22 protein-coding genes and 2 tRNA genes are annotated in these 23,265 nt (G+C 39.8%); 12 read left to right on the top strand and 12 right to left on the bottom strand.

Annotation, left to right across the window (positions count from 1 at the left end; all coding sequences use genetic code 11):
• Window positions 1-4 precede the first annotated feature (4 nt).
• The gene (locus tag F895_RS04020) at window positions 5-2,776 is read left to right on the top strand and encodes a M1 family metallopeptidase (protein WP_111828193.1); all 2,772 of its coding nucleotides are present in this window, start codon (window positions 5-7) and stop codon (window positions 2,774-2,776) included.
• Between the two features lie 73 nt (window positions 2,777-2,849).
• Here the strand turns inward: F895_RS04020 and F895_RS04025 are convergent, their stop codons facing one another.
• The 3 genes from F895_RS04025 to F895_RS04035 form a co-directional block, all read right to left on the bottom strand.
• The gene (locus F895_RS04025) at window positions 2,850-3,746 is read right to left on the bottom strand and encodes a phosphotransferase (protein ID WP_005243252.1); all 897 of its coding nucleotides are present in this window, start codon (window positions 3,744-3,746) and stop codon (window positions 2,850-2,852) included.
• A gap of 143 nt (window positions 3,747-3,889) precedes the next feature.
• On the bottom strand, window positions 3,890-5,254 hold the full coding sequence (locus F895_RS04030) for an L-cystine transporter (RefSeq protein WP_005243250.1): 1,365 nt from the start codon (window positions 5,252-5,254) through the stop codon (window positions 3,890-3,892).
• A gap of 355 nt (window positions 5,255-5,609) precedes the next feature.
• Window positions 5,610-6,194: an aminodeoxychorismate/anthranilate synthase component II gene (locus F895_RS04035; RefSeq protein ID WP_005243249.1), complete on the bottom strand. Its 585-nt coding sequence runs from the start codon at window positions 6,192-6,194 to the stop codon at window positions 5,610-5,612.
• A gap of 617 nt (window positions 6,195-6,811) precedes the next feature.
• Here F895_RS04035 and glnA point away from each other — a divergent pair.
• The 5 genes from glnA to F895_RS04060 all read left to right on the top strand — a co-directional run bounded on the left by glnA (window position 6,812) and on the right by F895_RS04060 (window position 11,766).
• Entirely contained in the window at window positions 6,812-8,227 is a 1,416-nt protein-coding gene (gene glnA, locus F895_RS04040; protein WP_171057879.1) for a type I glutamate--ammonia ligase, read from the top strand.
• 391 nt (window positions 8,228-8,618) lie between these two features.
• Complete coding sequence (locus F895_RS04045; protein ID WP_026040203.1) at window positions 8,619-9,110, top strand: chorismate--pyruvate lyase family protein; 492 nt, start codon at window positions 8,619-8,621, stop codon at window positions 9,108-9,110.
• 15 nt (window positions 9,111-9,125) lie between these two features.
• Window positions 9,126-10,007, top strand: coding sequence for a 4-hydroxybenzoate octaprenyltransferase (ubiA, locus tag F895_RS04050; RefSeq protein WP_005243246.1), 882 nt, complete (start codon window positions 9,126-9,128; stop codon window positions 10,005-10,007).
• Between the two features lie 109 nt (window positions 10,008-10,116).
• On the top strand, window positions 10,117-11,454 hold the full coding sequence (locus tag F895_RS04055; RefSeq protein ID WP_005243245.1) for a lipase family protein: 1,338 nt from the start codon (window positions 10,117-10,119) through the stop codon (window positions 11,452-11,454).
• A 105-nt stretch (window positions 11,455-11,559) separates the two neighbouring features.
• On the top strand, window positions 11,560-11,766 hold the full coding sequence (locus tag F895_RS04060) for a hypothetical protein (RefSeq protein ID WP_026040204.1): 207 nt from the start codon (window positions 11,560-11,562) through the stop codon (window positions 11,764-11,766).
• Window positions 11,767-11,785: 19 nt separating this feature from the next.
• Here F895_RS04060 and F895_RS0119080 read toward each other — a convergent pair whose 3' ends face one another.
• The 4 genes from F895_RS0119080 to F895_RS04075 form a co-directional block, all read right to left on the bottom strand.
• Window positions 11,786-12,226, bottom strand: coding sequence for a DUF2726 domain-containing protein (locus F895_RS0119080; protein WP_026040205.1), 441 nt, complete (start codon window positions 12,224-12,226; stop codon window positions 11,786-11,788).
• A gap of 58 nt (window positions 12,227-12,284) precedes the next feature.
• Window positions 12,285-12,360: transfer RNA gene (locus tag F895_RS04065), tRNA-Asn, on the bottom strand.
• A gap of 85 nt (window positions 12,361-12,445) precedes the next feature.
• Window positions 12,446-12,754: a DUF8200 family protein gene (locus F895_RS04070; protein WP_005243241.1), complete on the bottom strand. Its 309-nt coding sequence runs from the start codon at window positions 12,752-12,754 to the stop codon at window positions 12,446-12,448.
• 180 nt (window positions 12,755-12,934) lie between these two features.
• A tRNA-Asn gene (locus F895_RS04075) sits at window positions 12,935-13,010 on the bottom strand.
• Window positions 13,011-13,246: 236 nt separating this feature from the next.
• Between F895_RS04075 and F895_RS04080 the strand changes: the two genes are divergently transcribed.
• Entirely contained in the window at window positions 13,247-13,678 is a 432-nt protein-coding gene (locus tag F895_RS04080; RefSeq protein WP_005243240.1) for a hypothetical protein, read from the top strand.
• A 38-nt stretch (window positions 13,679-13,716) separates the two neighbouring features.
• On the opposite strand, the gene F895_RS04085 is transcribed toward F895_RS04080, so the two are convergent.
• The gene (locus F895_RS04085) at window positions 13,717-14,154 is read right to left on the bottom strand and encodes a PaaI family thioesterase (protein ID WP_005243239.1); all 438 of its coding nucleotides are present in this window, start codon (window positions 14,152-14,154) and stop codon (window positions 13,717-13,719) included.
• 182 nt (window positions 14,155-14,336) lie between these two features.
• Here F895_RS04085 and F895_RS04090 point away from each other — a divergent pair, with 182 nt between their 5' ends.
• Window positions 14,337-14,756 carry a GFA family protein gene (locus tag F895_RS04090; protein ID WP_005213532.1) on the top strand — a complete coding sequence of 140 codons (420 nt, stop codon included), beginning with the start codon at window positions 14,337-14,339 and terminating at the stop codon, window positions 14,754-14,756.
• A gap of 71 nt (window positions 14,757-14,827) precedes the next feature.
• On the opposite strand, the gene F895_RS04095 is transcribed toward F895_RS04090, so the two are convergent.
• Window positions 14,828-16,063, bottom strand: a complete 1,236-nt coding sequence (locus F895_RS04095; protein ID WP_005243238.1) for a pyridoxal phosphate-dependent aminotransferase — start codon at window positions 16,061-16,063, stop codon at window positions 14,828-14,830.
• A 214-nt stretch (window positions 16,064-16,277) separates the two neighbouring features.
• Here F895_RS04095 and F895_RS04100 point away from each other — a divergent pair, with 214 nt between their 5' ends.
• Window positions 16,278-16,457 (top strand): hypothetical protein, encoded by a 180-nt coding sequence (locus F895_RS04100; RefSeq protein WP_005243237.1) that lies wholly within the window; start codon window positions 16,278-16,280, stop codon window positions 16,455-16,457.
• 34 nt (window positions 16,458-16,491) lie between these two features.
• Here F895_RS04100 and F895_RS04105 read toward each other — a convergent pair whose 3' ends face one another.
• Entirely contained in the window at window positions 16,492-17,289 is a 798-nt protein-coding gene (locus tag F895_RS04105) for an A1S_2505 family phage non-structural protein (RefSeq protein ID WP_005243236.1), read from the bottom strand.
• Window positions 17,290-17,361: 72 nt separating this feature from the next.
• Window positions 17,362-18,600: an acyltransferase family protein gene (locus F895_RS04110; protein WP_005243235.1), complete on the bottom strand. Its 1,239-nt coding sequence runs from the start codon at window positions 18,598-18,600 to the stop codon at window positions 17,362-17,364.
• Window positions 18,601-19,083: 483 nt separating this feature from the next.
• On the opposite strand from F895_RS04110, the gene uvrB reads away from it, so the two are divergent.
• From uvrB to rarD, 3 genes are all read left to right on the top strand, one after another.
• Window positions 19,084-21,108: an excinuclease ABC subunit UvrB gene (gene uvrB / locus F895_RS04115; RefSeq protein ID WP_005243234.1), complete on the top strand. Its 2,025-nt coding sequence runs from the start codon at window positions 19,084-19,086 to the stop codon at window positions 21,106-21,108.
• 120 nt (window positions 21,109-21,228) lie between these two features.
• Complete coding sequence (locus tag F895_RS04120; protein ID WP_005243233.1) at window positions 21,229-21,813, top strand: lipocalin family protein; 585 nt, start codon at window positions 21,229-21,231, stop codon at window positions 21,811-21,813.
• A gap of 103 nt (window positions 21,814-21,916) precedes the next feature.
• Window positions 21,917-22,855: an EamA family transporter RarD gene (gene rarD / locus F895_RS04125; RefSeq protein WP_005243232.1), complete on the top strand. Its 939-nt coding sequence runs from the start codon at window positions 21,917-21,919 to the stop codon at window positions 22,853-22,855.
• A 24-nt stretch (window positions 22,856-22,879) separates the two neighbouring features.
• Here rarD and F895_RS0119075 read toward each other — a convergent pair whose 3' ends face one another.
• Window positions 22,880-23,125, bottom strand: coding sequence for a hypothetical protein (locus F895_RS0119075; RefSeq protein ID WP_010590098.1), 246 nt, complete (start codon window positions 23,123-23,125; stop codon window positions 22,880-22,882).
• Between the last annotated feature and the right edge of the window lie 140 nt (window positions 23,126-23,265).

The following is a 23,265-nucleotide window of genomic DNA, read 5'->3' as shown; positions in this document are numbered from 1 at the left end:
TGATGTGTGGATGCAGCGGAATGGCACACCATTTGCTGCGTCTTTTATTTTAAAAACTACAGAGGATAGATCTCCTATGTTGGTCAAACCTTCATTAAAAAAAACATTATTACTTACAACTTTACTTTCTTTATCAGCAACGCAAATTTTTGCATCCAATACCAAGGAACAGATTCCGATTGGAAAATTACCTGAATGGGTTGTGCCTGAATCTTATGATTTAGACTTTAAAATTGATCCTGCTCAAAAAGGTTATACAGGCAAAACCACGATTCATTTAAAACTTACTCAAGCGACCGACCATCTGTGGATTCACGGTAAATCCTTGTCGGTAAAAGAGGCTAGTATTATCTCTGCAGCTGGACAGAAAACCAAAGCGAAATATGAGCAGGCTTCGGAAGTCGATGGCGTGAGTGTAATTAAGTTTGCCAAGACCTTACCTGTTGGGCAATATCGTTTAGTACTCGATTTTAATGCTGCTTATGATCAGCAACTGGATGGCATTTATAAGATCGAATTTGAAGGTAAACCTTATGTCATGACCCAGATGGAAGCGATTAGTGCCCGTCAGTCATTTCCATCTTTCGATGAACCACGGTTTAAAACGCCATTTAATATTCGCTTAACTATACCAAGCAAATATTCAGGTTTTACCAATACCCATCCAGTCTCTGAGCAGACCGAAAAATCGGGGTGGAAAACTTTAAGCTTTGCACCGACCAAGCCATTACCGACTTATCTGTTGGCACTGGCAGTTGGGTCTTGGCAAGTACAGACAGGCCCTGATATTGCTGCGACTGAGTGGCGTAAAGAGGCAATCAAACTGCGAGGAATCGCACCGGATGGTAAGGCTGAAAAAATGCAGCATGCCTTATCTGAAACGCCAGCTATTTTAAAAACCTTAGAAGACTATTTTGCTTTTGGTTATCCATTTGACAAGCTAGATTTGCTTGCAGCGCCTGACTTTGCTGCTGGTGCAATGGAAAATCCCGGACTGATCACATTTAGAGATTATTTGATGCTGCTAGATAAAGACTCTCCTGTGTCTTTTGTGCAGAGTTCATTTAATGTCAATGCACATGAATTAGCTCACCAATGGTTTGGAGATGTGGTGACCATGCCGTGGTGGGATGATTTGTGGCTGAATGAATCTTTTGCAACGTGGATGCAAAGCAAAATCACCCAACAACTCCACCCTGAATTTAATGCCGATCTGGAACGTGTCGCCGATACGGCAGGTGCGATGAAAAGTGATAGTCTGGTTAGTGTACGTCGTATCCGCCAGCCGATTTTAAGCAATGCTGATATTCAAACTGCTTTTGATGGGATTACCTATCAAAAAGGGGCAGCTGTTTTAAATATGTTTGAAAGCTATTTGGGCGAGGAAAAGTTTAAGCAAGGGGTACGTAACTATATTAAAAAGCATCAATATGGCAGTGCGACTGCCAATGATTTAATTAGCGCATTGGCCGAACAGTCCGGTCAGGGCGAGCGGTTCGCTAAAGCAGTAAAAAGCTTTATTGACCAACCTGGTGTGCCTTTAGTGAGTACTTCATTAGAGCAGCAGGGCAACAAAGTTTTCTTAAATGTAAAGCAAAAGCGCTATCTACCTGTAGGCTCTAAAGGAGATCCCAACAGTCTCTGGGGCGTCCCATTATGTGTACGCTATGAAGTACCAAATGCGCCAAGTAAAGTTCAGTGTGAACTGATCGACCAAGCGGAAGCCAAGATTGAATTAAAAGGGGCGACTCCAGACAGCTGGTATATTCCAAATGCCGATGCCGCAGGCTATTACCAGTTTAGTTTGCCAGAAAAAGAGTTGGCACGTTTAACGGCGGCAACAGGGAAACTGTCCAATACTGAACAGTTGGCCTATGCTTATGCAGTTTCTGCAGCATTTAATCATGGTGATATTAACGTTTTGGCTGTTGTTGATGTGGCAAAAAAATTCGCTTCTTCTGACAGTCGTCAAATTAGTACTGCATTATTCCAGCAGTTGAGTACGATCCAGCGCCATATCTTAAAAACAGCAGCTGAACGCGAGCATTTTAGAAAAGTCTTAGCAAATTTATATCTGCCAAAGCTAAAGCAATTGGGTTATATCAGTAAAGCAGGTGAATCAGCTGAAGATAGCTTGTGGCGAAGTGAATTGGCTCAATTCCTTGCATTAGAAATTCAAGTGCCTGAAGTCCGTGAGCAATTTCTAAAACAGTCCGATGCACTGTTTGCTCAGAAGCAATTGAATTTTGCACAGCTCACACCGGAATTATTGCCAACCGTTCTGGCAGTCCGTGTACAAGACAAAGGCAAGCCTGCATTTGATCGATTATTGGCTGAATTAAAGCATATTACACAACCGACACAGCGCCTTGCAATTCTCACGGCTTTAGGCGCAGCCAACCAGACTGAAACACGACCATTGGCACGTCAGCTTGTTTTGGATTCACGCGTTAAAGTCGGCGAAGTTCGTACCGTGATCAACTCAATTAATAATTATAGCGGCGAGCAAGGTGGATTGTGGACATGGTTCGAAGCCAATCACGATGCTGTGTTTGATCGCTTAGGCAAGTCTTCTGCGGGACGTTTCCCTGCATTGTTTAGTGGTGCAGCATGTTCACAACAAGAAGTGACACAGTTAAACACTTTCTTTGCACCGCGTACCAAAGAGTTGGTGGGCGTTGAACGAGGTTTAAACCAGACCAAGGAACGAATCCAGTTGTGTGAATCTTTGGTGGCAAAGCAAGACGGTTCACTCCTACAACAGTTAAAGTTGTAATTGATTCAGTCACTAAACAAGCCAGCGTTAATCTGTTGGCTTGTTTATTTTAGCTGTCATATCGAAGGGCGGTTTAGATGTCAGGGTCATTTATAATTCGAATTAATGTTGATCGTCCTAACGCACTCATTGCTGGATTACTTTTCTCATAGTACCAGACCAGCCCCAGTGCTTGTTGGAAGGCCCAGGCAGCACCTCTTTTCCATTCAATATCATCCGATTGAAGATTTTCTTTGATGAGTTCTCGTCGTGGGGAGTCAAATAGATGCCATGCAGCAACCAGATCGAGAGCTGAGTCCGCAGGCCCAAAACTGCCACAGTCTAACAGGCCAATGAGCCGCTGATTTTGAACTAGTAGATTTGCAGGAATTAAATCTTTATGACTCATGACATCTCGTTGCCTATGAGGAAGCTGGCGCAAACGTACCCATATAGCGTGAAGCATATCAACATCTAATAAATTTTTACTTTTCTTTAAGCATGTTGATATCCAGTCATCATGGTCTGTCAGATTGCCACCACGTCCTTTGCCATCAAAACGGCGCTGATGTGTATGTGCTGATCTCAGGTTTAGGATGAGATCTGAGATATCTTGAGCCAAGGATGTGGACGATGAAAAATCAATCGGTGTGGCAATATCGCCTTCAAGCCAATCTTGTATGATCCAATGCATTGGGAAATCTATACTGGGCTGTCCGATCCCGATCATTTGAGCACATGGTACGGTTGTGCATTGTGAAATTTCCTTCATTGCGGACGCTTCAGCTAGAATCTGTTCGTTGCACAGCTTGTTATCAATTAAACGTAATGGAAATTTGGCAGCTAATTTATCTCCAAGACGGTAAATTGCGTTCATTGTTCCTTGAGTATCTAGTTTTTTTATTTCGAGATTGCAGTATTGTGGAAATTGTTCATGGATCATATTGGTGACAATGTCAGTGTCAATATTGACTTGATCATTATGCATCATATTGAATGAATTCCTCGAAGGTTTTGAACAGGTTGTTTATTGATTTTGTGGGCAGGAATTTTTATCAGTATGTATTTGGATATCACACACGGCAAACCTTTTTAATGTTAAATTTACCGTGTGTTTTTTATGCTTGTATCAGTTTAAGCATCATTGTCTGGTTGAGGATTTCTGACCCCCAGTAACTGACTGGTCGCTGTACCTGCGGCCATTGAACCATTCACGTTCAAAGCAGTACGTCCCATATCAATCAAAGGCTCGATTGAAATCAGTAATGCTACTAGGGTAATCGGCAAGCCCATTGCGGGAAGGACGATTAAAGCGGCAAAAGTTGCACCGCCCCCCACACCTGCTACACCGATTGAACTGAGGGTAACGACGACAACCAATTGAGCAATCCATAAGGGGTCAAGTGGATTGATGCCAACAGTGGGCGCAACCATTACCGCCAACATGGCAGGGTATAAGCCCGCACATCCATTTTGACCAATTGTTGCACCGAAGGAAGCAGAGAAGCTGGCAATTCCTTCTGGTACGCCGAGTTGCTTGGTTTGCGCTTCAATATTGAGTGGAATACTGGCAGCACTTGAACGACTGGTAAACGCAAAGGTCAATACAGGGAATACTTTCTTGAAAAAGTCGATTGGATTGACACGTACAAATAACAAAAGCAACGCATGGACAAGGAACATAATCGCAAGTCCGAGGTAAGAAGCAATCAGGAACTCACCTAATTTTACAATGTCAGCCAGATTTGCTGTAGCGACCATTTTAGTCATCAGTGCCAATACACCATAAGGGGTAAATTGCATCACTAAACGAACCAGACTGATCACTAAGGCTTGTAATGCTTCAATACCATGTCGGATTCTTTCGCCGTTGACGGTGTCTTTATCCATGAGTTTGAGCGCAGCAACGCCCAAAAACGCAGCGAAGATGACAACACTGATAATCGCGGTAGGACGAACGCCAGTCAAATCAGCAAATGGGTTCTGCGGAAATAGCGAGAGCAGGAGTTTCGGGACATCTAAATCCGTGACTTGCCCAATGTATTGGCTTTGAATAGTCGCTAAACGTGCGGCTTCTTTTGTGCCCTGTACCAGTCCTTCGGCAGATAAACCAAATAAATTGGTCACAGCTGCACCGACCAGTGCGGCAATCGCCGTCGTGATTAACAGAATACCAATGACTAATACACTGATTTTTCCGAGAGAGGTGGTTTGGTGTAGTTTCACGACAGCACTTAAGATCGAAACGAAGATCAGTGGCATGATCACCATTTGTAATAGTTGAACATAACCATTACCGACAAGGTTAATCCATGCGATTGAATGTTCGATTACAGGACTATCACCATAGATCGTTTTCAATCCTAAACCAAAGAAGATACCCACCACCATACCGATGAGTACTTTTTTAGAGAGACTCCAATCTTTTCGATAGGTGAAAAACAAGCCTGCCAGTAGCAGGACAAAAACTATAATATTTAATAAAACCAAGGTATTCACAATAGGTTATCCTGATCGATATTTCAGGGGGGTGCTAAAACAATGGGGTGGATTCTACCATTCAGTAGCTCTGAAACTTAATCATTCCTATGACTATAGTTAATCTAAAAAATTAAAAAGAAATCCTTTTATCAAGAAATGAGGAATTCAATTCACTTTTTATAACATGTGAAAAGTGGATTAATTATTGAAAAAGAATGATTTGTTTTTAAATAAAACCTTATTGCTTTATTTTAATGCTGGAAATTTAACCCGTATGTATGAGTTGTATATTGTTTTTATATGTTCAAAATAAAAGCAGCCCATTACATTAAAATGGGCTACTGAGGACTTAAATTAAAATCAGAACTTGAATCTAAGCATAAATATCCAAGAAGTTTTTGAAAATTTGATGGCCATGTTGGCTTAAAATTGATTCAGGGTGGAACTGCACGCCTTCGACAGGCAGTGTTTTATGTTTGACCCCCATTATTTCTTCAATCGTGCCATCTGTCTGGTTAGTCCAACAAGTCACTTCTAGGCATTCTGGTAAGGTTTCTTGCTCAATCACCAACGAATGATAACGCGTAGCAGCAAAAGGAGAAGGCAGATTGCTGAAAATTCCTTTGTCACTGTGGTGCATATCAGAAAGACGGCCATGCATCACTGTTTTGGCACGGATAATATGACCGCCAAAAGCCTGACCAATGGCTTGATGACCTAGGCAAACGCCAAGCAAAGGAACCTTGCCAGCAAAGTGATTGATGGCTGGAATGGAAATGCCTGCTTCACTCGGAGAGCATGGACCAGGGCCAATCACCAGATATTTCGGCTGCCATCGCTCAATATCCTCTAATGTTACTTGATCATTACGAACAACTTTTACTTCTTGATTCAACTCGCCAAAGTATTGAACGATGTTGTAAGTAAATGAGTCATAGTTATCGACCATTAGAAGCATTTTATATTCAACCTATTGATTATATTTAAGGTTTTAACAAGTGAGTGCTGATATTGCTCACATTGTTACTCACTTTAAGAAGAATGGAGAATGATGGACCACAATTCTTAGACGAATAATCATAGCAAAAACAAATAGCCAATGTTGAATATTTCGGAAATCTCAGCACTTAAATAAAGGGCCAATTTTGTTTGTAGAAATGAGCTGCTAATCGATAATAAATTTTTGTAATTGAAAGGCTTGAGAAATAAAACTGAAAGTGAATCGAAAGTCTAAATGAATTGATTGGAATGATGTTGAAAAGAATGATATAAAAAGCCAATTTACGCGAATAATAAAAGCGTAATTGGCACTACATTGGTTCTTTGTTATATGTATTGCACTATTTTGGTTCATTATGTCTTTTTTGGGGACGCGCTAAAATAGGAATGTTTAAATATGGTGCATTTTTAAATGCATACATTATAGTAGGCATAGGACAGGGAACCTAAAGCATTTTTTCTGCAAAGAATTTCAATGTTTTAGGTATGCTTTTAAATTGTTGGTATGATAATTGCTAATTATACATCAACAACTAACACGCACTTAACAAGTGCATAAAAACTTCATTGGAGCAAATGAGCATGGCGAACAAGGTCCTTCAACTCATCAAAGAAAGTGGCGCAAAATGGGTCGATTTTCGCTTTACTGATACTAAGGGTAAAGAACAGCACGTAACTTACCCAGCTGATACCATTGATGAAGATACATTTGAAGACGGTAAAATGTTTGATGGTTCTTCAATTGCTGGTTGGAAAGGCATTGAAGCTTCTGACATGATCTTACGTCCAGATGCTGAAACAGGTTTTCTTGACCCGTTCTTTGCTGAGCCTACAGTTGTTGTAACTTGTGACGTCATCGAGCCTTCAACTGGTCAAGGTTACGAGCGTGACCCACGTTCGATTGCTCGTCGTGCTGAAGAATATTTAAAATCTACAGGTATCGGTGATACAGCATTCTTTGGTCCAGAACCAGAATTCTTCGTTTTCGACGAAGTAAAATGGGACATCGATATGTCTGGCGCGCGCCACACATTGATCGCTGAAGAAGCTGCTTGGTCTACAGGTAAAGACTATGAAGCAGGTAACTCAGGTCACCGTCCACGTGTTAAAGGTGGTTACTTCCCAGTTCCTCCAGTTGACTCTCATCAAGACATGCGTGCTGAAATGTGTGCACGTATCGAAGACATCATGGGGCCTGGTCGCGTAGAAGTACATCACCATGAAGTTGCATCTTGCCAATTAGAAATTGGTGTGAGCTTCAATACTTTGGTTCGTAAAGCGGACGAAGTTCAACAGTTCAAATATGCAGTTTGGAACGTTGCTCACCAATATGGCAAAACAGCAACATTCATGCCTAAGCCAATGGTGGGTGATAACGGTTCTGGTATGCACGTTCACATGTCAATCTCTAAAGATGGCAAGAACTTGTTTGCTGGTGATGAATATGCTGGTTTATCAGAAATGGCATTATTCTTCATCGGTGGTGTAATCAAGCATGCGCGTGCGTTGAATGCGATTACCAACCCAGGTACAAACTCTTATAAGCGTTTGGTTCCACACTACGAAGCGCCGATTATGCTTGCTTACTCAGCACGTAACCGTTCTGCTTCTATCCGTATTCCTTACGTTTCTAGCCCTAAAGGCAAGCGTATCGAAGCACGTTTTCCTGATCCATTAATGAACCCGTACTTAGGTTTTGCGGCATTGTTGATGGCTGGTCTTGATGGTATCCAAAACAAGATCCACCCAGGTGAAGCTGCTGACAAGAACTTGTATGATCTTCCTCCTGAAGAAGAAGCAAAAATCCCAACAGTTGCTCACAACTTGGAAATGGCGATTGCTGCACTTGAAGCGGATCATGAGTTCCTATTGAAAGGTGGTGTATTCACTAAAGAAATGCTTGATGCATATATCGAACTTAAAACTGAAGATGTACGTCGTCTTAACACGACAACTCACCCAGTTGAATTTGATATGTACTACAGCTTGTAATATATCCAATTCCAAAAAGCTCGCTTCGGCGAGCTTTTTTTATGTTTTTGATTCAATTGAAAGTCATACGTTTTTCTTAAGAAATTCATGTACACTCATAGGGTCTGCTGGCACTTCACAGATGCTTGCGACAGAGGACATTTTTTGGATGTTACAAGGCGGGTCGTATGAAATTTAGTGCTTCTAAATGAATACGGGCTAACGTAGTAACATCAAAAAATGACCCTGTCCCGAAAGGTTATGTCTAAAACTTCCCCAAACTTCGTTATGAAACTTGACAAGGGTATCGCCATTGTCTACGTTTCATGCCTTGTTTGTGTGGTTTTAGCCTATAACGCAATGCATGGCTGAAGTATTAGCAGACCCTAATGATGTTTTTAGTGAGCCAAGCATGCGAAATTTACGACCAAACAGAATTAAGGGACGAGAGATCCCAGCTGAATTGAAAAAATGGTTGTATGCATCAGGCTCTCTCACTCAACAGTTGACTGATTTGGGTGAAGGGGAGTTTCATGTCGAACGCCTTAAAGAGCATTTCCAGCGACTCACTTTTAATGACAGCCAGTGGATGCAGATGCCGACACATCATATTGCCTGGGTACGTGAAACCAATTTATATGGCAGTGAAACAGAAGCTTGGGTTAAAGCAAAAAGTATCTTTCCAATTTTAAGCTTACATAAGAAAGCACGGATATTTAGACATATCCGCAATAAGCCTATTGGCTGGTTTTTATTTCAACGAACGACTCCTGCTTGTGAAAGACGGGTGATTTATTTAGAAGAAGGTTGGACCAGACAAAGTTGTTATACTTGGCATGGGTGCAAATTTATTGTGCAAGAAACCTTTCTTCCCGCATTTGAACAGTTTATTCGACAGCATTGACTCTAAGGATTCATCATGGAAACAGTGCAACACACAACATGGCGGCAACGTTTAGAAGCGTATTATTATTTATGCCGCTTTGATAAACCGATTGGTACAGAACTGGTTTTTTGGCCAACCATGTGGGCGTTATGGATTGCTGCGGGTGGTTTACCACCGTTGCAGATTTTAATCGCCATGGTCTTAGGTACTATTTTTATGCGTGCGGCGGGTTGTGCGATTAATGACTTCGCAGATCGCAAAGTAGATGCGCATGTGGAACGAACTAAAACACGTCCATTAGCGACAGGAGTGATTCGTCCACGCGAAGCGGTTTATGTTTTTTTGGGTTTGGTTGCTGCTAGTGCCTGTACCTTGTTTTTTCTCCCTATTGCGACCTTTTATTGCGCTTTAGCGGGGTTGGTACTGGCTTTTATTTATCCCTTTATGAAACGATATACTCACTTGCCACAAGTAGTCCTGGGTATGGCATTTTCATGGGGGATTCCAATGTCATTTACGGCAATGGGGAAACCTCTAGATTTAACCTGTTGGCTTTTATATTTCGGCAATTTGGCATGGACAGTGGCTTATGATACCCAATATGCAATTACCGATCGCGAATATGATTTGAAGATTGGGGTGAAATCAACAGCGATTCTGTTTGGTCGTTATGATATCCAGATTATTGGTTTACTACAGATTCTAAGCTTACTACTTATTGGTGGTGCTTTGTATCGGGAAAATTTATTACTTCCATTTGGATTGGTCGCATTGTTGATGGTTGCGGCAGACTTTGCCTATCAAGCTTTTAAAACCAAAGATCGGGATCCACAACTCTGTTTTTGGGCATTTCGTCATAATCGTTGGGTCGGACTGATTATTTTTATTGGAATTTTTTTAGAATTCATATTTTAAATTGACTGAATAGTTGAAAAGTGTCCTATGCAGGGCACTTTTTTTGTGCATTAATAATGTGGCATGTAGTTTCATGCTTTAAATAAAACAAGGACTAAAAGGATATTTTATGAAACGGTCTAAAATTGCATTGGCAATAACATTCTCTATTTCGGCTTTATTTTTAACCGCATGTAATGACAATGATGATAATTATACTGGGGTAGACTCGGATAAAACCTATCTGTCTGAAGCAGCTTATTCCAAGGATAAGGTAGATAATGCTGCATCAATCAAAATCATGACGTATAACATGGTCAATGTTCAAGGTCGCACTGCCAAAGCCACTGCTTTGGTGATGTTCCCTAAAATTGCCCAACCTGAGGATGGTTACCGAGTAGTTGTTTGGGAGCATGGTACCGTTGGTGTAGGGGATAGCTGTGCACCCAGTAATAATGTAGTGAATCCACGCTTTAGAATTCTTGCGGATAGTTTATTGGCAGCAGGCTATGTGGTGATTGCACCTGATTATGAGGGCCTGGGTACACCAGGAATTCATCCATATCTAAACTTGGGCAGTGAGGCGAAGTCTGCGATTGCAGCAGTTAAAGCAGCAAAAGATCATTACGGAACAAAGCTTAATGGACAGTGGATGTCGATTGGTCAATCGCAAGGTGGTCAGGCTTCTTTAGGCACAGCAGAATATGCAAATGCTGATGTAACTTATAGAGGTGCTGTTGCTGGTGCGCCAGCATCCAGTCTGGGTAAAATTATTCTAGAAGTTGCACCAACAGCTTTAGCAGACATAGAGGCAAAAGAGATAGCAGCGGGTGTACCTTTAGCAAACCGTATATCCGTGGATTCCTATGCAACGCTACTTGCCTATGCAGCATTGACAGGAGTTGGTATCAAAGCCTATGAACCACGATTTAATTATCGTGACATTTTTCAAGAAAGAGCTAAATCCCTCGCTGAGTTTGCAGAAGGTACAACTGGCGAAAATGGACTGTGTTTGGATGATGGAAATGATCCAAGTTTAAGTCTGATTGAGAAGTTTAAAACGGATATCATTCAATTTATGACGGTTAATCCTGATAAGAAGGTTATGGATTATCCTGGATTAGATACCAATAACTTCAAGAATAATCAAACTGTTCAGAAGTTCTTGGTGGATAATCAACCTGGAACCAAGCGAATCGATAAGCCTGTATATATTGTTCAAGGAACAGCTGATACAAATGTTCCATTCCCTGTAACTCAGGGATTAGTTGCTAATTTAAAGGCTCTGGGATCAGCAAGTGTAACACTTGATCCTGTCCTGAATGCAACGCATACACAAGCGATTGTGTGTAGAAATTTGCAAGTGTATAACTTTGTTCAAGCGCAGATGCCTGCAAAGACCAATATAGTGGTTGATCCGACCAAAATTGATGCTAGTCAAAGCGCGCAGTGTACTGGTAAATTCTAATAATTGCTAGAAATAAGCTTTAAGCAAAGAGCCTCTTTATAGCGGCTCTTTTTTGTTATATTGTTACGCATCTTGAAATTGATGTCGTTTGAGTTTGAAGTACGTATGAGTCAGCAACCTGTTGAAAAAAGATCTGTTCCTTGGTTATTGATGGGGTTGGGATTATTGATTCCAATTTTTATTGTGGGGATGGCTTTTCTTGCGGCACGAAGCGATGCACAAACCAAGAAAAAATATGATCAGCAACATGCTGAAATCGCAAAAAAGTTTGAACAACAAAAACAAGCTGAACCAACCACTCAGGCTGAATAATTCCTCTGAGGACGATTTATTATCGAATATCCATCTGTAACTGTTTTACAGATGGAATTTGTGTATAGCGCTGTACCAAATAGCCTGCTTCTTGCAGCATCTGATCGCGTTTTTTATCTTCTAACTCTTTTCCGATATGGCTTGGGTCATCTAACTCAATAATCGCCAGCACTTGCATTTCCTGATCCAAAATCACAAAGTCAGTTACTTTACGATTAAATTTACTGCGGATTTTATAATGATCACTGGTAATCAATGCACTAAAGGCAACTTGTGCAAGTACGTGGTGTTGTGGAAAGGCTTGTTGTAACCGGATAAACATTCGTGATTCGAATGAAGTAATGACGGGACGAGCGAAGAACTTTTGTTTTGGAAAGAAAGGGCGTAGGCAGCTAAACAGCAGTAAAGCTGTACTAATGAAGCCTATGGTAAGAAAGAGGAGATGGTTAGATTGAAACATATGCTTATCAAAGGGCGAATAAAAAAACCCACTCAATAGAGTGGGTTTTTTAGAATCTTGGCTCTCCCACCTGGGCTCGAACCAGGGACCTGCGGATTAACAGTCCGTCGCTCTACCGACTGAGCTATGGGAGAATCTGGAGCGAATTTTAGGGGGTAAATGAAAGTCCGTCAAGTAAAATGAGTATAAATAATAATCGCTTAACTAAAATATTAGGTGTTAACGTGTAACTTGGTTACATTGCGCCAATTCAGACGATTGGGCATTCCAGCTTGCACCTGCTGAGTTTTTATAATAGCTAATCTTACCGATACGTAATACTAGGCTTTGACAGGAGTCTAAGGAGAGGGAATTGCCCCAAGGACCAGACATGCTACATACACGACCATTACACTTCCAGACGACATTGGGTCCATTTTCAATGGGCACCGTCACGGTACCTTTATGGGAAGAACCCGCATACCAAGTGGTTTGGGCAGCCATTGCTGGACTGCATAGGAATATTAAACAGAATAGAAGCTTTTTCATTATGTGTTTTCCTTAACATCATCGTTAAATTTTATTTTATAGTTAAAATAAGAGGGGAGGTTGAAATTTAAACGATACTCAACATGAAACGAACAAAATAATCGTAATTGTTGTTATAAACATATTTTATGCAGTTCAAATAAAAAAGCCTAGATCAATGATCTAGGCTTTTTAGAATCTTGGCTCTCCCACCTGGGCTCGAACCAGGGACCTGCGGATTAACAGTCCGTCGCTCTACCGACTGAGCTATGGGAGAATCTGAGTGCCATTATAGGCAGCTTTTTAAATTGGTCAAGATAAAAATGTCATGTTTCCTTCATTTTTGCATCGTATGCTTTTTATTTGCACAATTACGATAAAGTAGGAAAAAAAACTTGAACTTTGAACAGGCTATTGCTAGATTCGAATTAGAAAGAACGTTTAGATATTCATCTAAACAGTGTGGATTTAACCCTACTTGCCAGCACTAAAATGGCTAAACTGGAGGTCGAAATGACTATTCTAAATATTCAGTCTATTTTTTCAAATTTTACTTTTTATCAACAACACTATCTCGAAATTATTCAAGATCCTGCGCAGTATTACACGCCTGTTGAACATGCTTTGCTTAATACTTTTCCATTTAAACAGCAGGCCTTGTACTTGGGCGATTTGTTGCAATTATGGTTTGGCAATAAATGGAAAATTCAAACAGCTAAAGACCTCTTGGTACAAAAGAGTGCTGCCAATATTGATGAACAATCACCTTTGTATTTGTTTCAGTTAGGTGGAGAGCTTTTTTTAGGTGCAAATACTGCGCTTGCTTGGTCTGCGGCAGAGCAGAAGATTGTCTCAGTACAAGTAAAAAGCATTTGGCAATATGCAGTTTTTAGCCATTTATGTATTCGACCAAAAAAGTTTCATGTGAATAAAGCCATTGCATAGGGCTATGGTGAATAGCCCATATCTATCCTTAGCGCTGTTTATGGGCGAATGATCATACAGGTTGCGGTTGCATGGGCATAAAGCTTGCCATCTGCATCGACAATCTTGCCTTCAGAGATGCCTAAATTTTTACTGATATTAATGATGTTGCCTGTTGCAGTCAGCTTTTGATTTTTAGGGATAGGCCGACACATTTTAATATTCAGGTCGATGGTGCCATAACCAACGCCTGCTTCTAAAAGTGTATGAACTGCACAACCTGTTACTGAGTCGAGTACTGTTGCAGCAAAACCGCCATGTACACCCCCGAGAGGGTTGAGGTGACGCTGATCTGCTTGTACTTCAAATTTGATATAGCCCTCAGCAACTTCAACAGGTTGCATAGGAATCGTTTCACTAATACTGGCTGGTGGAATTTGTCCTGCACACATTGCGGTTAGAAATTCCAGTCCGTTCATTTCTTTTGGGTGTTTCATCTTTTTTTCCTAAATAGTTCTAAAAAGGAACTTATACATAACGTAGTCTTTCCACTCAAGTCTGTCAATACAGTTCATCGCTGAAGAGTAAGTTTTACAAATTATTGATTGCGCCATGTTTGCTTTGTTTTATGCTAACGATAATTCATCAATAACAATTTTGAATAACAGGTAGATTTATAATGAAAGGACAGTGTGTTTGTGGCGAAACCACATTTGAAGTTGAATTAAGCAATCATGATGTGCATGCTTGCCACTGCTCAATCTGTCGTCGACAGACCAGTGGTGTGATTATGACCATTGATGTGAAACAGGGCAGCTTAAAATTTTTAAAACAAGACCATCTCTCTGTTTATAACTCATCGGCTTGGGGGGAGCGAGGTTTCTGTAATGCTTGTGGTACCAATTTATTTTGGCGAACTAAAGATCAGAATTATTGCAATATCAACGCCTTTGCATTGAATGAGTCGCCTCAAGATTTAAATCTTGATCTGGAAATCTATATTGACTGCAAACCTGAGTTTTATGCTTTTCAAAATTCGACCAAGAAAATGACTGAAGCTGAGGTGGTTGCGCTCTTTAGTGGTGAATCTGCTGAGTAGGATTCCGACTTTCTATTAGACATAAAAAAAGAAGCTTCATAGAGAAGCTTCTTTTTTTATTGCGGCAAAAATTATTTTGCAGCTTTTTCTGCTTGGATAGATGCAATTGCGGCATCAACGCCTTCAATTGAATCAGCCGCTTTTTTGATACGTGCTAAAGCATCAACTAATACTTCATCAGCAGTTGCATAAGAGATACGCATAAATCCGCCTAAACCAAACGCATCACCCGGAACAACAGCAACACCAGTTTCTTCCAGTAACCATTCAGAGAATTCTGTACAAGATTTTAAACCTTTGGCACGAATCAATGGACGGATATTGGCATAGGCATAGAACGCCCCATCAGCAGGTAAGCAAGAGATACCTTTGATGTCATTTAAGCCATTTACAACTAGATCATGACGGCGCTTGAAAGCCTCAATCATTGGTTGTAAAACGTCTTGTGGGCCATTCAATGCCGCTTCAGCCGCAACTTGTGAAATTGAAGTTGGGTTTGAAGTGGATTGAGACTGGATTTTTTTCATTGCACCGATGATTTTTGCAGGGCCAGCCGCGTAACCAATACGCCAGCCTGTCATGGCATAGGCTTTAGACACACCATTTAAAACAATCGTGCGGTCATATAGGTCTGGTGCAACAGTTGCGATGTTGTAGAACTCATCTTCCCAACGGATTGGTTCATACATGTCATCTGATGCAACAAAAACCTGTGGGTGACGGCGTAATACTTCTGCCAAAGCTTCTAATTCAGCTTTGGTATAAATCATACCTGTTGGGTTAGACGGGCTATTCAATACCACTAAACGTGTGTTTGGGGTAATCGCCGCTTCTAATTGTTCAGGTGTAATTTTGAAACGTTGTTCTTCACCACATTTCACGATGACTGGTGTACCTTCAGCGATGATCACCATATCTGGATAACTTACCCAGAATGGCGCAGGGATGATTACTTCATCACCTTTGTTTAACAAAGCAAGCGCTAAGTTAAAGAAGCTTTGTTTACCACCGCAAGACACCAAAATTTGGTTGGCTTGATAATCTAAATTATTATCGCGTTTGAGTTTCGCAATAATTGCTTTTTTTAAGCTTGGAGTGCCGTCTACCGCTGTATATTTGGTAAAGCCCTTATTAATTGCTTCAATTGCAGCATCTTTGATGTGTTGAGGGGTATCGAAGTCTGGTTCGCCTGCACCTAAACCAATCACGTTTTTACCCGCAGCTTTAAGCTCGGCAGCTTTGTTGGTGACTGCAAGTGTAGGGGACGGTTTGATAGCATTGACACGATCAGAGAGACGTACGTCCACGGCATTATTCCTTCTTATGGGATTAAAAAATAAAAAGCAGCTTATCTTAGCTTAAATAGCCTTCTTTGTGGCTGAAACTTGCCTGAATCGCATAAAAAGTTACTAAATTTTAAGCTTTAAAATCATTCTGTTTTTTTACATATTTTATTTTTATCAAAAGCACAAAAATCTATTACAATATGCGGTTAGAAATCTAGATTTCGAGAGAATTCCAATGACTACCCAACAACCTAAAGCCAAAAAGGCTTTGGTGAAATTGCCATTTCCTATGCCATCTCCTCAGGATGACTCTGAGGATGCAACCCATAATCAGGTTCGCCCAAAACCTGAGCAATATGCCGATCGCACTTGGATGCCACCACGCGGTACACGTCGTTCGATGGGTAAACGTTAAAAAAAAGCCAATCTGTTGATTGGCTTTTTTCTGCTCAATGCTGGCGGTTTAAAGGATGCTGTATTTGCAACTCGCCGCGCCAAAGCTTGAGAAAATCATATTCATCAATGTCATACAATTCCATTAAGGCAATGATTACACTAACAAAGGTCATGGCACCTTCTTCATTGTTATGGAAATTAAAAATCTTGCCATTGAGCTTGCCTAAAATATCATTAATTTCATGTTCACGACCGCGGCCATAACGATCACGTGGATAGAGTTCTTCATTCAATACCACCAGCGCAATGGCTTTTTCCGCTGGGCTTAGATTGGTCTGATCCAGTGCTTCTTCGAAAGACTCATAGCCATGATCAAAATAGAAAATCACCTCATCTGAAATAAAGGCATGTACTGCATCGGCGGTTAGGTCTGGAAATTGCGAAACAGCATCTTCTTCGATATAGGGGCGAAATGATTCTGGGAAAATCACATTGCTGTTAATCCCTTTAAATAAAGGTGCTATTTCTGACACTTTATAACCCGCAATCCCACACCCTAGAGCTGTTAAGAAGTATTTCGTTTTTGGATGGTGTTTTGCATACACTTTAAAGTCTTCTACATAATGCTCAATTTGAGCCAATGGCATTTGTTGTAGGTGTTCATTTAGGGTTGGGATCGCGAATGTTTGTCCAGCCCAACCACGGCCAACACCATTCACTGCTGCAAAATGTTGGGCTGCGATACGTGCTGCACCACTGTCATGGATACCCGCTAAGTTACTGCCAAAAACAAAGACAGTATCCTCAGGCAGTTCCGTTATTATTGTTTCATCATGGTATTGGTAAGCCATATTGTTATCATTGCAATAGAGTATAACTCCATGTTGCAGTGGAAATACAATTAGGTCAAGTAGAGAAAGACATTATTCTTTACTCGACATATTGAGGTTTCGATTTTTGTAATTGTGCCTTGCAGAAATTAATTTTTGAGAATTTTTTGATTGTAGAGGAGTAAATAATTTATCTTGAATAAATAGACTTATAGAAATCAGAATAAATAAAAATAAAATGACAGAAATAGAATCTAAATTTTTAACTTCTTTTGCTAAAGGTATTACCTCAGATAACGAGTTTGAGTTCATGAATCCTAAAATAAGTCTATAACCAGTAAAGTATATATGTAATAAAGGTAGATGTAACATATAGATGGAGAGAGATGCTTTTCCTAACCGCTGAAATAAAGAGATGAATTGTGGGGTGGGTACCGGAGTGTTAATGAAAGCACATAAAAGTGCTAATTGTGGAAATAAGAATAAACCATTGTGGGAAACAAAAAACCATTTTTCAGGAGAGGATTTAACTAAAATGCCCATAACTATAAAGCCTGATAAGCCAATTACACCCAAAAAATATCTATATTTTTTTATTAGGTTGTTTTTACTCAGATATATGAAATATAGTATTATTCCAGAAATAAACTCTGGTATCCTGATAAGTGGATTTCTATGAATAAAACCAATAGCATCAGAAGAAAAATATTGATTATAAGTGAAAAAAACAGGAATGCTTAAGTAAATAATCCATATGTAGAATAAAACTAAAAAGTATTTTTTTAATTTAGATATTTTTTTAACTGAGATTTTGAAAAATAAATAAAAGAAAAAAAGTGTAGAAATAGACCATGCCGCAGCATTTAATGCTAAGTATTTAAACTCCCATGCTTGGATAAGAAAAAGACTTTCTATTATATAGGTGATAAAGTCTCCTACACTAAGATTTATTTTTTCATCTGAAATAATTCCTGGTAAGGTTTGTATGCCGATCTCCATAAAATAAGAGCTATTTTTTGATTGTGAGAAAGTGAGTATTAAAGTAAAGGATAAAGCAATGAGTAGCGTGAATATATGTATAGGATATAAGGCGGATAAACGTTTAATTAAAAAATCTGCGTTTGAAAATTTATTTTGAATGATTTTATTTTTATATACATGAGTTAGGATAAATCCAGATAAAATAAAAAATATACTGGTCCCATAGAATCCATTATATGCTAAGTACTTTATAAAAGATTCAGCCATTATTGCTTGAACATGAAGCATTACCATAATAATTGCTGTTGTGAATCTTAATAAATCTAATCCGATAAATTTGTTTTTTTGCATAGTTCCTGATAGGTGGTTAAAATGAAAAAAACTATAGTTTTAGATTTTTTTTATCAATGTTTTTATTTTGATGTTTGAGATTTTTTATCTTTGTTTTGATTTGATTTTAAATTTTTTTTGTTTTTTATTTTGTTGTTTTTATTTGATATTTGTTTTGTTGTTTTTGTTTTTTGGCCTATGTTGTTATTATTTTTTGGCTTTAGTGTTTGATTTTAACCTTGTTATTTTTAAAAAAAATGTCCCAAAATGTATTTTATTTTGGTGTTATTTGTTGGTTGTTTTTATTTTGAGTTGCACTTCATTTTTTTTGAGCAATTGGTTGTTATTGTTTTTTATTTTGGTGAGGTTTTTTTTGATTTTTAGCCTAATAACTTATTGATTTTGTTATTTCAGTAGAGTGTTTTTTGATGAAGTTTTACTCAACAAAAAACGAATTATTTTGTATACTACTTGTAGATTTTAAATTTTATTACGAGCGTACGTGTGAGCGAAAACCAACCATTTGAGTTAGTCACCAATTACCAACCGGCGGGAGATCAGCCTCATGCGATTGAGAAATTGGTTAGTGGTATTAACCAAGGTTTTCGTAATCAATTGCTGCTCGGGGTAACGGGTTCTGGTAAGACCTATACCATGGCCAATGTGATTGCTCAGACCCAGCGGCCAACCATTATCATGGCACACAACAAAACACTTGCGGCACAGCTGTATGGTGAATTTAAAGCTTTTTTCCCAAATAATGCGGTGGAGTATTTCGTCAGTTATTACGATTACTATCAACCTGAGGCATATGTCCCATCTTCAGACACCTTTATTGAAAAGGACTCTGCGATTAATGATCACATCGATCAAATGCGTCTTTCGGCAACGCGCGCTTTATTAGAACGACGTGATGCCATTATTGTGGCATCGGTTTCGGCAATTTATGGTTTGGGTGATCCCAATGCCTATATGCAAATGCTGTTGCATATTGTACAAGGCGATCGCGTCAGTCGTGATGAGATCATTCGCCGTTTGGTGGAGATGCAATATACCCGTAATGAACTGGAGTTCTTGCGCGGTACCTATCGTATTCGTGGTGAAATCATTGATATTTTCCCTGCTGAGTCGGATAAAGATGCGATTCGGGTGGAATTGTTTGATGACGAAGTTGATTCGATTCGTTGGTTTGATCCGCTAACAGGAAAGTTGGTGCGTAAAGTGCCACGTGTAACCATCTATCCAAAAAGTCATTATGTGACACCAAAAGATCATTTGACCCGTGCGATTGATACCATCAAAGACGAGTTGAAAGATCAGCTTAAATTTTTTAAAGAACATGACAAGTTATTGGAAGCACAACGGATTGAGCAGCGTACGCGTTATGATTTAGAGATGATGCAGCAGTTGGGCTATACCAATGGCATTGAAAACTACTCACGTCATCTTTCTGGTCGGGGAGCTGGTGAAGCGCCGCCAACCTTATTTGATTATATTCCTGAAGATGCGTTGTTGATCATTGATGAATCGCATGTGACCGTTCCACAAATTGGAGCGATGTATAAAGGTGACCGTTCACGTAAAGAAAATTTGGTCAATTATGGTTTCCGCTTGCCGAGTGCTTTGGATAACCGCCCAATGAAATTTGAAGAATGGGAGCGGATTGTTCCGACCACTGTTTTCGTCAGCGCAACGCCAGCCCATTATGAACTGGAAAAGTCTGAGCAGATTGTTGAGCAGGTGGTACGTCCAACAGGTTTGATTGATCCTGAAATTGAAGTTCGTCCGGTGCTCACCCAAGTCGATGATGTGCTCTCTGAAATCAATATTCGTAAACAGTTAAATGAACGTGTCCTTGTTACCACCTTGACCAAACGGATGGCTGAGGATTTAACTTCATACCTGAAAGAATATGGTGTCAAAGTCGCTTATCTGCATTCGGATATTGATACGGTTGAGCGCGTCAAGATTATTCATGAATTACGGACAGGCGTGCATGATGTTCTGGTCGGCATTAACTTGCTGCGTGAAGGGTTGGATATGCCAGAAGTTTCTCTGGTTGCCATTCTGGATGCGGATAAAGAAGGTTTCTTGCGTTCTGAACGTTCATTGATTCAGACCATTGGTCGTGCCGCACGTAACGTCAAAGGTAAAGCAATTTTATATGCCGATCGTATTACTGATTCGATGCGTAAAGCGATAGATGAAACTGAGCGCCGGCGTAATAAACAAATTGAATTTAATGAGTTACATGGTATTACCCCACGTAGTGCAGTTCGTCAAACCATCAAGGAAATTGATACAGGTGAAGTACTGACTGATGATGAAATTGATGAAAAAGTGCTTGAACAAACACAAACTATCAGTGCAGATGAACAGCATCTTTTATCTGATCCAAAACTGTTTGCAAAACACATCAGCAAACTGGAAAAGGAAATGCTGAAAGCCTCGAAAGAGTTACAGTTTGAGCAAGCGGCAAGATTGCGTGATGAGATTGTTCGTCTCAAATCGCATATGTTACAGTCTTGATCTAGGTCGGGAATCTTGAAAAGGGATACATATCGCAACAGTTTTTGTTCACAAAGTAAGCTATTTTAAATTGCTAACTATATGACTATTGATAACAAATTACCGTTTTGAGGATGTCTCATGCCTTTTATTAAAAATTTCCCGAAAGCGAGTTGGCGCCTTGCAAAGATTGCCATTGGTGGGGCCGTTTTAACTGGGCTGGCTGTTGGAACGATTGCTTATGCACAAGCAAAACCCTTGCCAACAGTTGACAAAGTAGAACTCGATAAATATTTGGGTGTTTGGTATGAAGTGGCGCGAAAACCGATGTTTTTTGAGCGGAAGTGTGCTTATAACGTCACTGCTACATACACCTTAAATGAAAATGGCAATATTGTTGTTGATAACAAATGTTATGACAGTGAAGGTAATTTACAGCAAAGTCTCGGAGAGGCTTTTGTTGATAATGCTCCCTTTAATACTAAATTACGAGTGAGCTTCTTGCCTGAAGTCGTGCGTTGGGTGCCTGTAATCCGTGGTGATTACTGGATTTTAAAACTCGATAATGACTATCAAACGGTTCTGGTAGGAGAACCGCGCCGTAAATATTTATGGGTGCTTTCACGCATACCTAATCCCAAAAAAGAAGTGATTCATGAATATTTAAATTATGCTCAATCATTGGGTTATGATATTGCGGATGTTATTTATCCTGAACATCATTAAATCAGTTATACTTGTTGAAAAACCATGCATGCATGGTTTTTTTTATTTTATATAGTGGATAAATCACGTACTTTTTAAAATATTATTCAAGCAGAGGCTGAAAATGATAAAAGGAATTGCTTATTCAATTTTGGCTTCTGTTACTTTTGGCGTTCTCTATTTTTATAGTCAGTTCCTCGGTTCTTTGGATAGTGAGCAGACTTTTGGTTGGCGAATTATTGCCACAATTCCATTTCTGACCCTATTTATGTGGTTAAGTGGTGATTTATCCCTCATCAAAACTGTGTTTAAACGGATTCTTGCCAATCCTTGCTTATTATTACTTTTATTGACCACTTCAGTACTCACTTCAGCTCAGCTCTGGCTATTTCTATGGGCCCCCATGCATGGCAGAGGCCTGCAAGTTTCTTTGGGTTATTTTCTTTTACCCTTAGTTCTGGTGTTGGCAGGGAGTTTTTTATATGTGGAGAAGCTCTCCAGATTCCAGTATGTCGCAGTATTGCTGGCTGTGTTAGGCGTTGGGCATGAAATATGGCGTTTAGGCAGTATTGCTTGGGAAACGGTATTTGTTGCATTGGGGTATGCTGCTTACTTTATTTTGCGTAAAAAGATTCAAACCGATCACTTAGGTGGTTTTTGGTGGGATCTTATGCTGATTTTACCGATTGCGATTTTCTTTACTCAGGCTGGTGAGATGTCATATCTCAAATTCTTGGATCAACCGAGCTTGGTTTTTGTCGTGATCGGATTAGGTTTATTAAGCGCGATTGGGTTGGGAAGCTACATTCTTGCGAGTCGCTACTTACCTTTAATTATTTTTGGCTTACTTGGCTATTTGGAGCCCGTATTGTTAGCCTTGGTTTCGTTATTGCTTGGAGAGAAAATTGGCGCTGATGAATGGTTGACGTATATCCCAATTTGGTTGGCCGTTTTGCTGCTCGTGATTGAGGGTGCAACACATCTATATCAACAAAGACGCCGCAAGCAACATTTGCAATTGAACTTAAAACAATACTCGCAACGTTTGAGTGATGGGGACTAGATTGAGGCGAATCTAGTTTTCTAATTAAATTCCTTTAATCTTTGCATATAAATAATAGCTCAGGTTGATGGTCAGAAACATTAAAATACGCCCATATTCTCGGGGAAGACAGCCTATCTCACCATTGCAGTTGAAAAAGGGTTCGCCAATCCAAGAAATAGGAAAATAAACGATATTTGTCAGCCCAAGCCCGATCATTCCGATAAGGCCCATAGAGATTTCACAGGCAAGGGGAATACTAATCAGTAATAACCATGTTTTAAAATTCATTTGCTCTTCATGTTTTTGAATACTAGGTCCGACCAAGTTGATACGTTATTTTTGTTTTTATTTCAATATCTTGTGTAGTGATTCTGGCTTTTAATCTGATTTGGTGAGCATTTTAAACTTAGAGGGTGATTTAGATCATA

The sequence above is a fragment of the Acinetobacter sp. CIP 64.2 genome, from assembly GCF_000369645.1.
Classification (GTDB): domain Bacteria; phylum Pseudomonadota; class Gammaproteobacteria; order Pseudomonadales; family Moraxellaceae; genus Acinetobacter.
The sequence above is the reverse complement of the archived record's forward strand: the minus strand, read 5'-3'. Positions and strand labels throughout refer to the sequence as shown.

Coding starts and splice junctions, on each gene's coding strand:
- F895_RS04090 (WP_005213532.1), top strand. CDS start 14,337: ATGAAAGGACAGTGTGTTTGTGGCGAAACCACATTTGAAGTTGAATTA.
- F895_RS04105 (WP_005243236.1), bottom strand. CDS start 17,289: ATGGCTTACCAATACCATGATGAAACAATAATAACGGAACTGCCTGAG.
- F895_RS0119080 (WP_026040205.1), bottom strand. CDS start 12,226: ATGTTTCAATCTAACCATCTCCTCTTTCTTACCATAGGCTTCATTAGT.
- F895_RS04055 (WP_005243245.1), top strand. CDS start 10,117: ATGAAACGGTCTAAAATTGCATTGGCAATAACATTCTCTATTTCGGCT.
- F895_RS0119075 (WP_010590098.1), bottom strand. CDS start 23,125: ATGAATTTTAAAACATGGTTATTACTGATTAGTATTCCCCTTGCCTGT.
- ubiA (WP_005243246.1), top strand. CDS start 9,126: ATGGAAACAGTGCAACACACAACATGGCGGCAACGTTTAGAAGCGTAT.
- F895_RS04025 (WP_005243252.1), bottom strand. CDS start 3,746: ATGATGCATAATGATCAAGTCAATATTGACACTGACATTGTCACCAAT.
- F895_RS04100 (WP_005243237.1), top strand. CDS start 16,278: ATGACTACCCAACAACCTAAAGCCAAAAAGGCTTTGGTGAAATTGCCA.
- F895_RS04045 (WP_026040203.1), top strand. CDS start 8,619: ATGCGAAATTTACGACCAAACAGAATTAAGGGACGAGAGATCCCAGCT.
- F895_RS04060 (WP_026040204.1), top strand. CDS start 11,560: ATGAGTCAGCAACCTGTTGAAAAAAGATCTGTTCCTTGGTTATTGATG.
- F895_RS04110 (WP_005243235.1), bottom strand. CDS start 18,600: ATGCAAAAAAACAAATTTATCGGATTAGATTTATTAAGATTCACAACA.
- rarD (WP_005243232.1), top strand. CDS start 21,917: ATGATAAAAGGAATTGCTTATTCAATTTTGGCTTCTGTTACTTTTGGC.
- glnA (WP_171057879.1), top strand. CDS start 6,812: ATGAGCATGGCGAACAAGGTCCTTCAACTCATCAAAGAAAGTGGCGCA.
- F895_RS04035 (WP_005243249.1), bottom strand. CDS start 6,194: ATGCTTCTAATGGTCGATAACTATGACTCATTTACTTACAACATCGTT.
- F895_RS04085 (WP_005243239.1), bottom strand. CDS start 14,154: ATGAAACACCCAAAAGAAATGAACGGACTGGAATTTCTAACCGCAATG.
- F895_RS04070 (WP_005243241.1), bottom strand. CDS start 12,754: ATGAAAAAGCTTCTATTCTGTTTAATATTCCTATGCAGTCCAGCAATG.
- F895_RS04080 (WP_005243240.1), top strand. CDS start 13,247: ATGACTATTCTAAATATTCAGTCTATTTTTTCAAATTTTACTTTTTAT.
- F895_RS04120 (WP_005243233.1), top strand. CDS start 21,229: ATGCCTTTTATTAAAAATTTCCCGAAAGCGAGTTGGCGCCTTGCAAAG.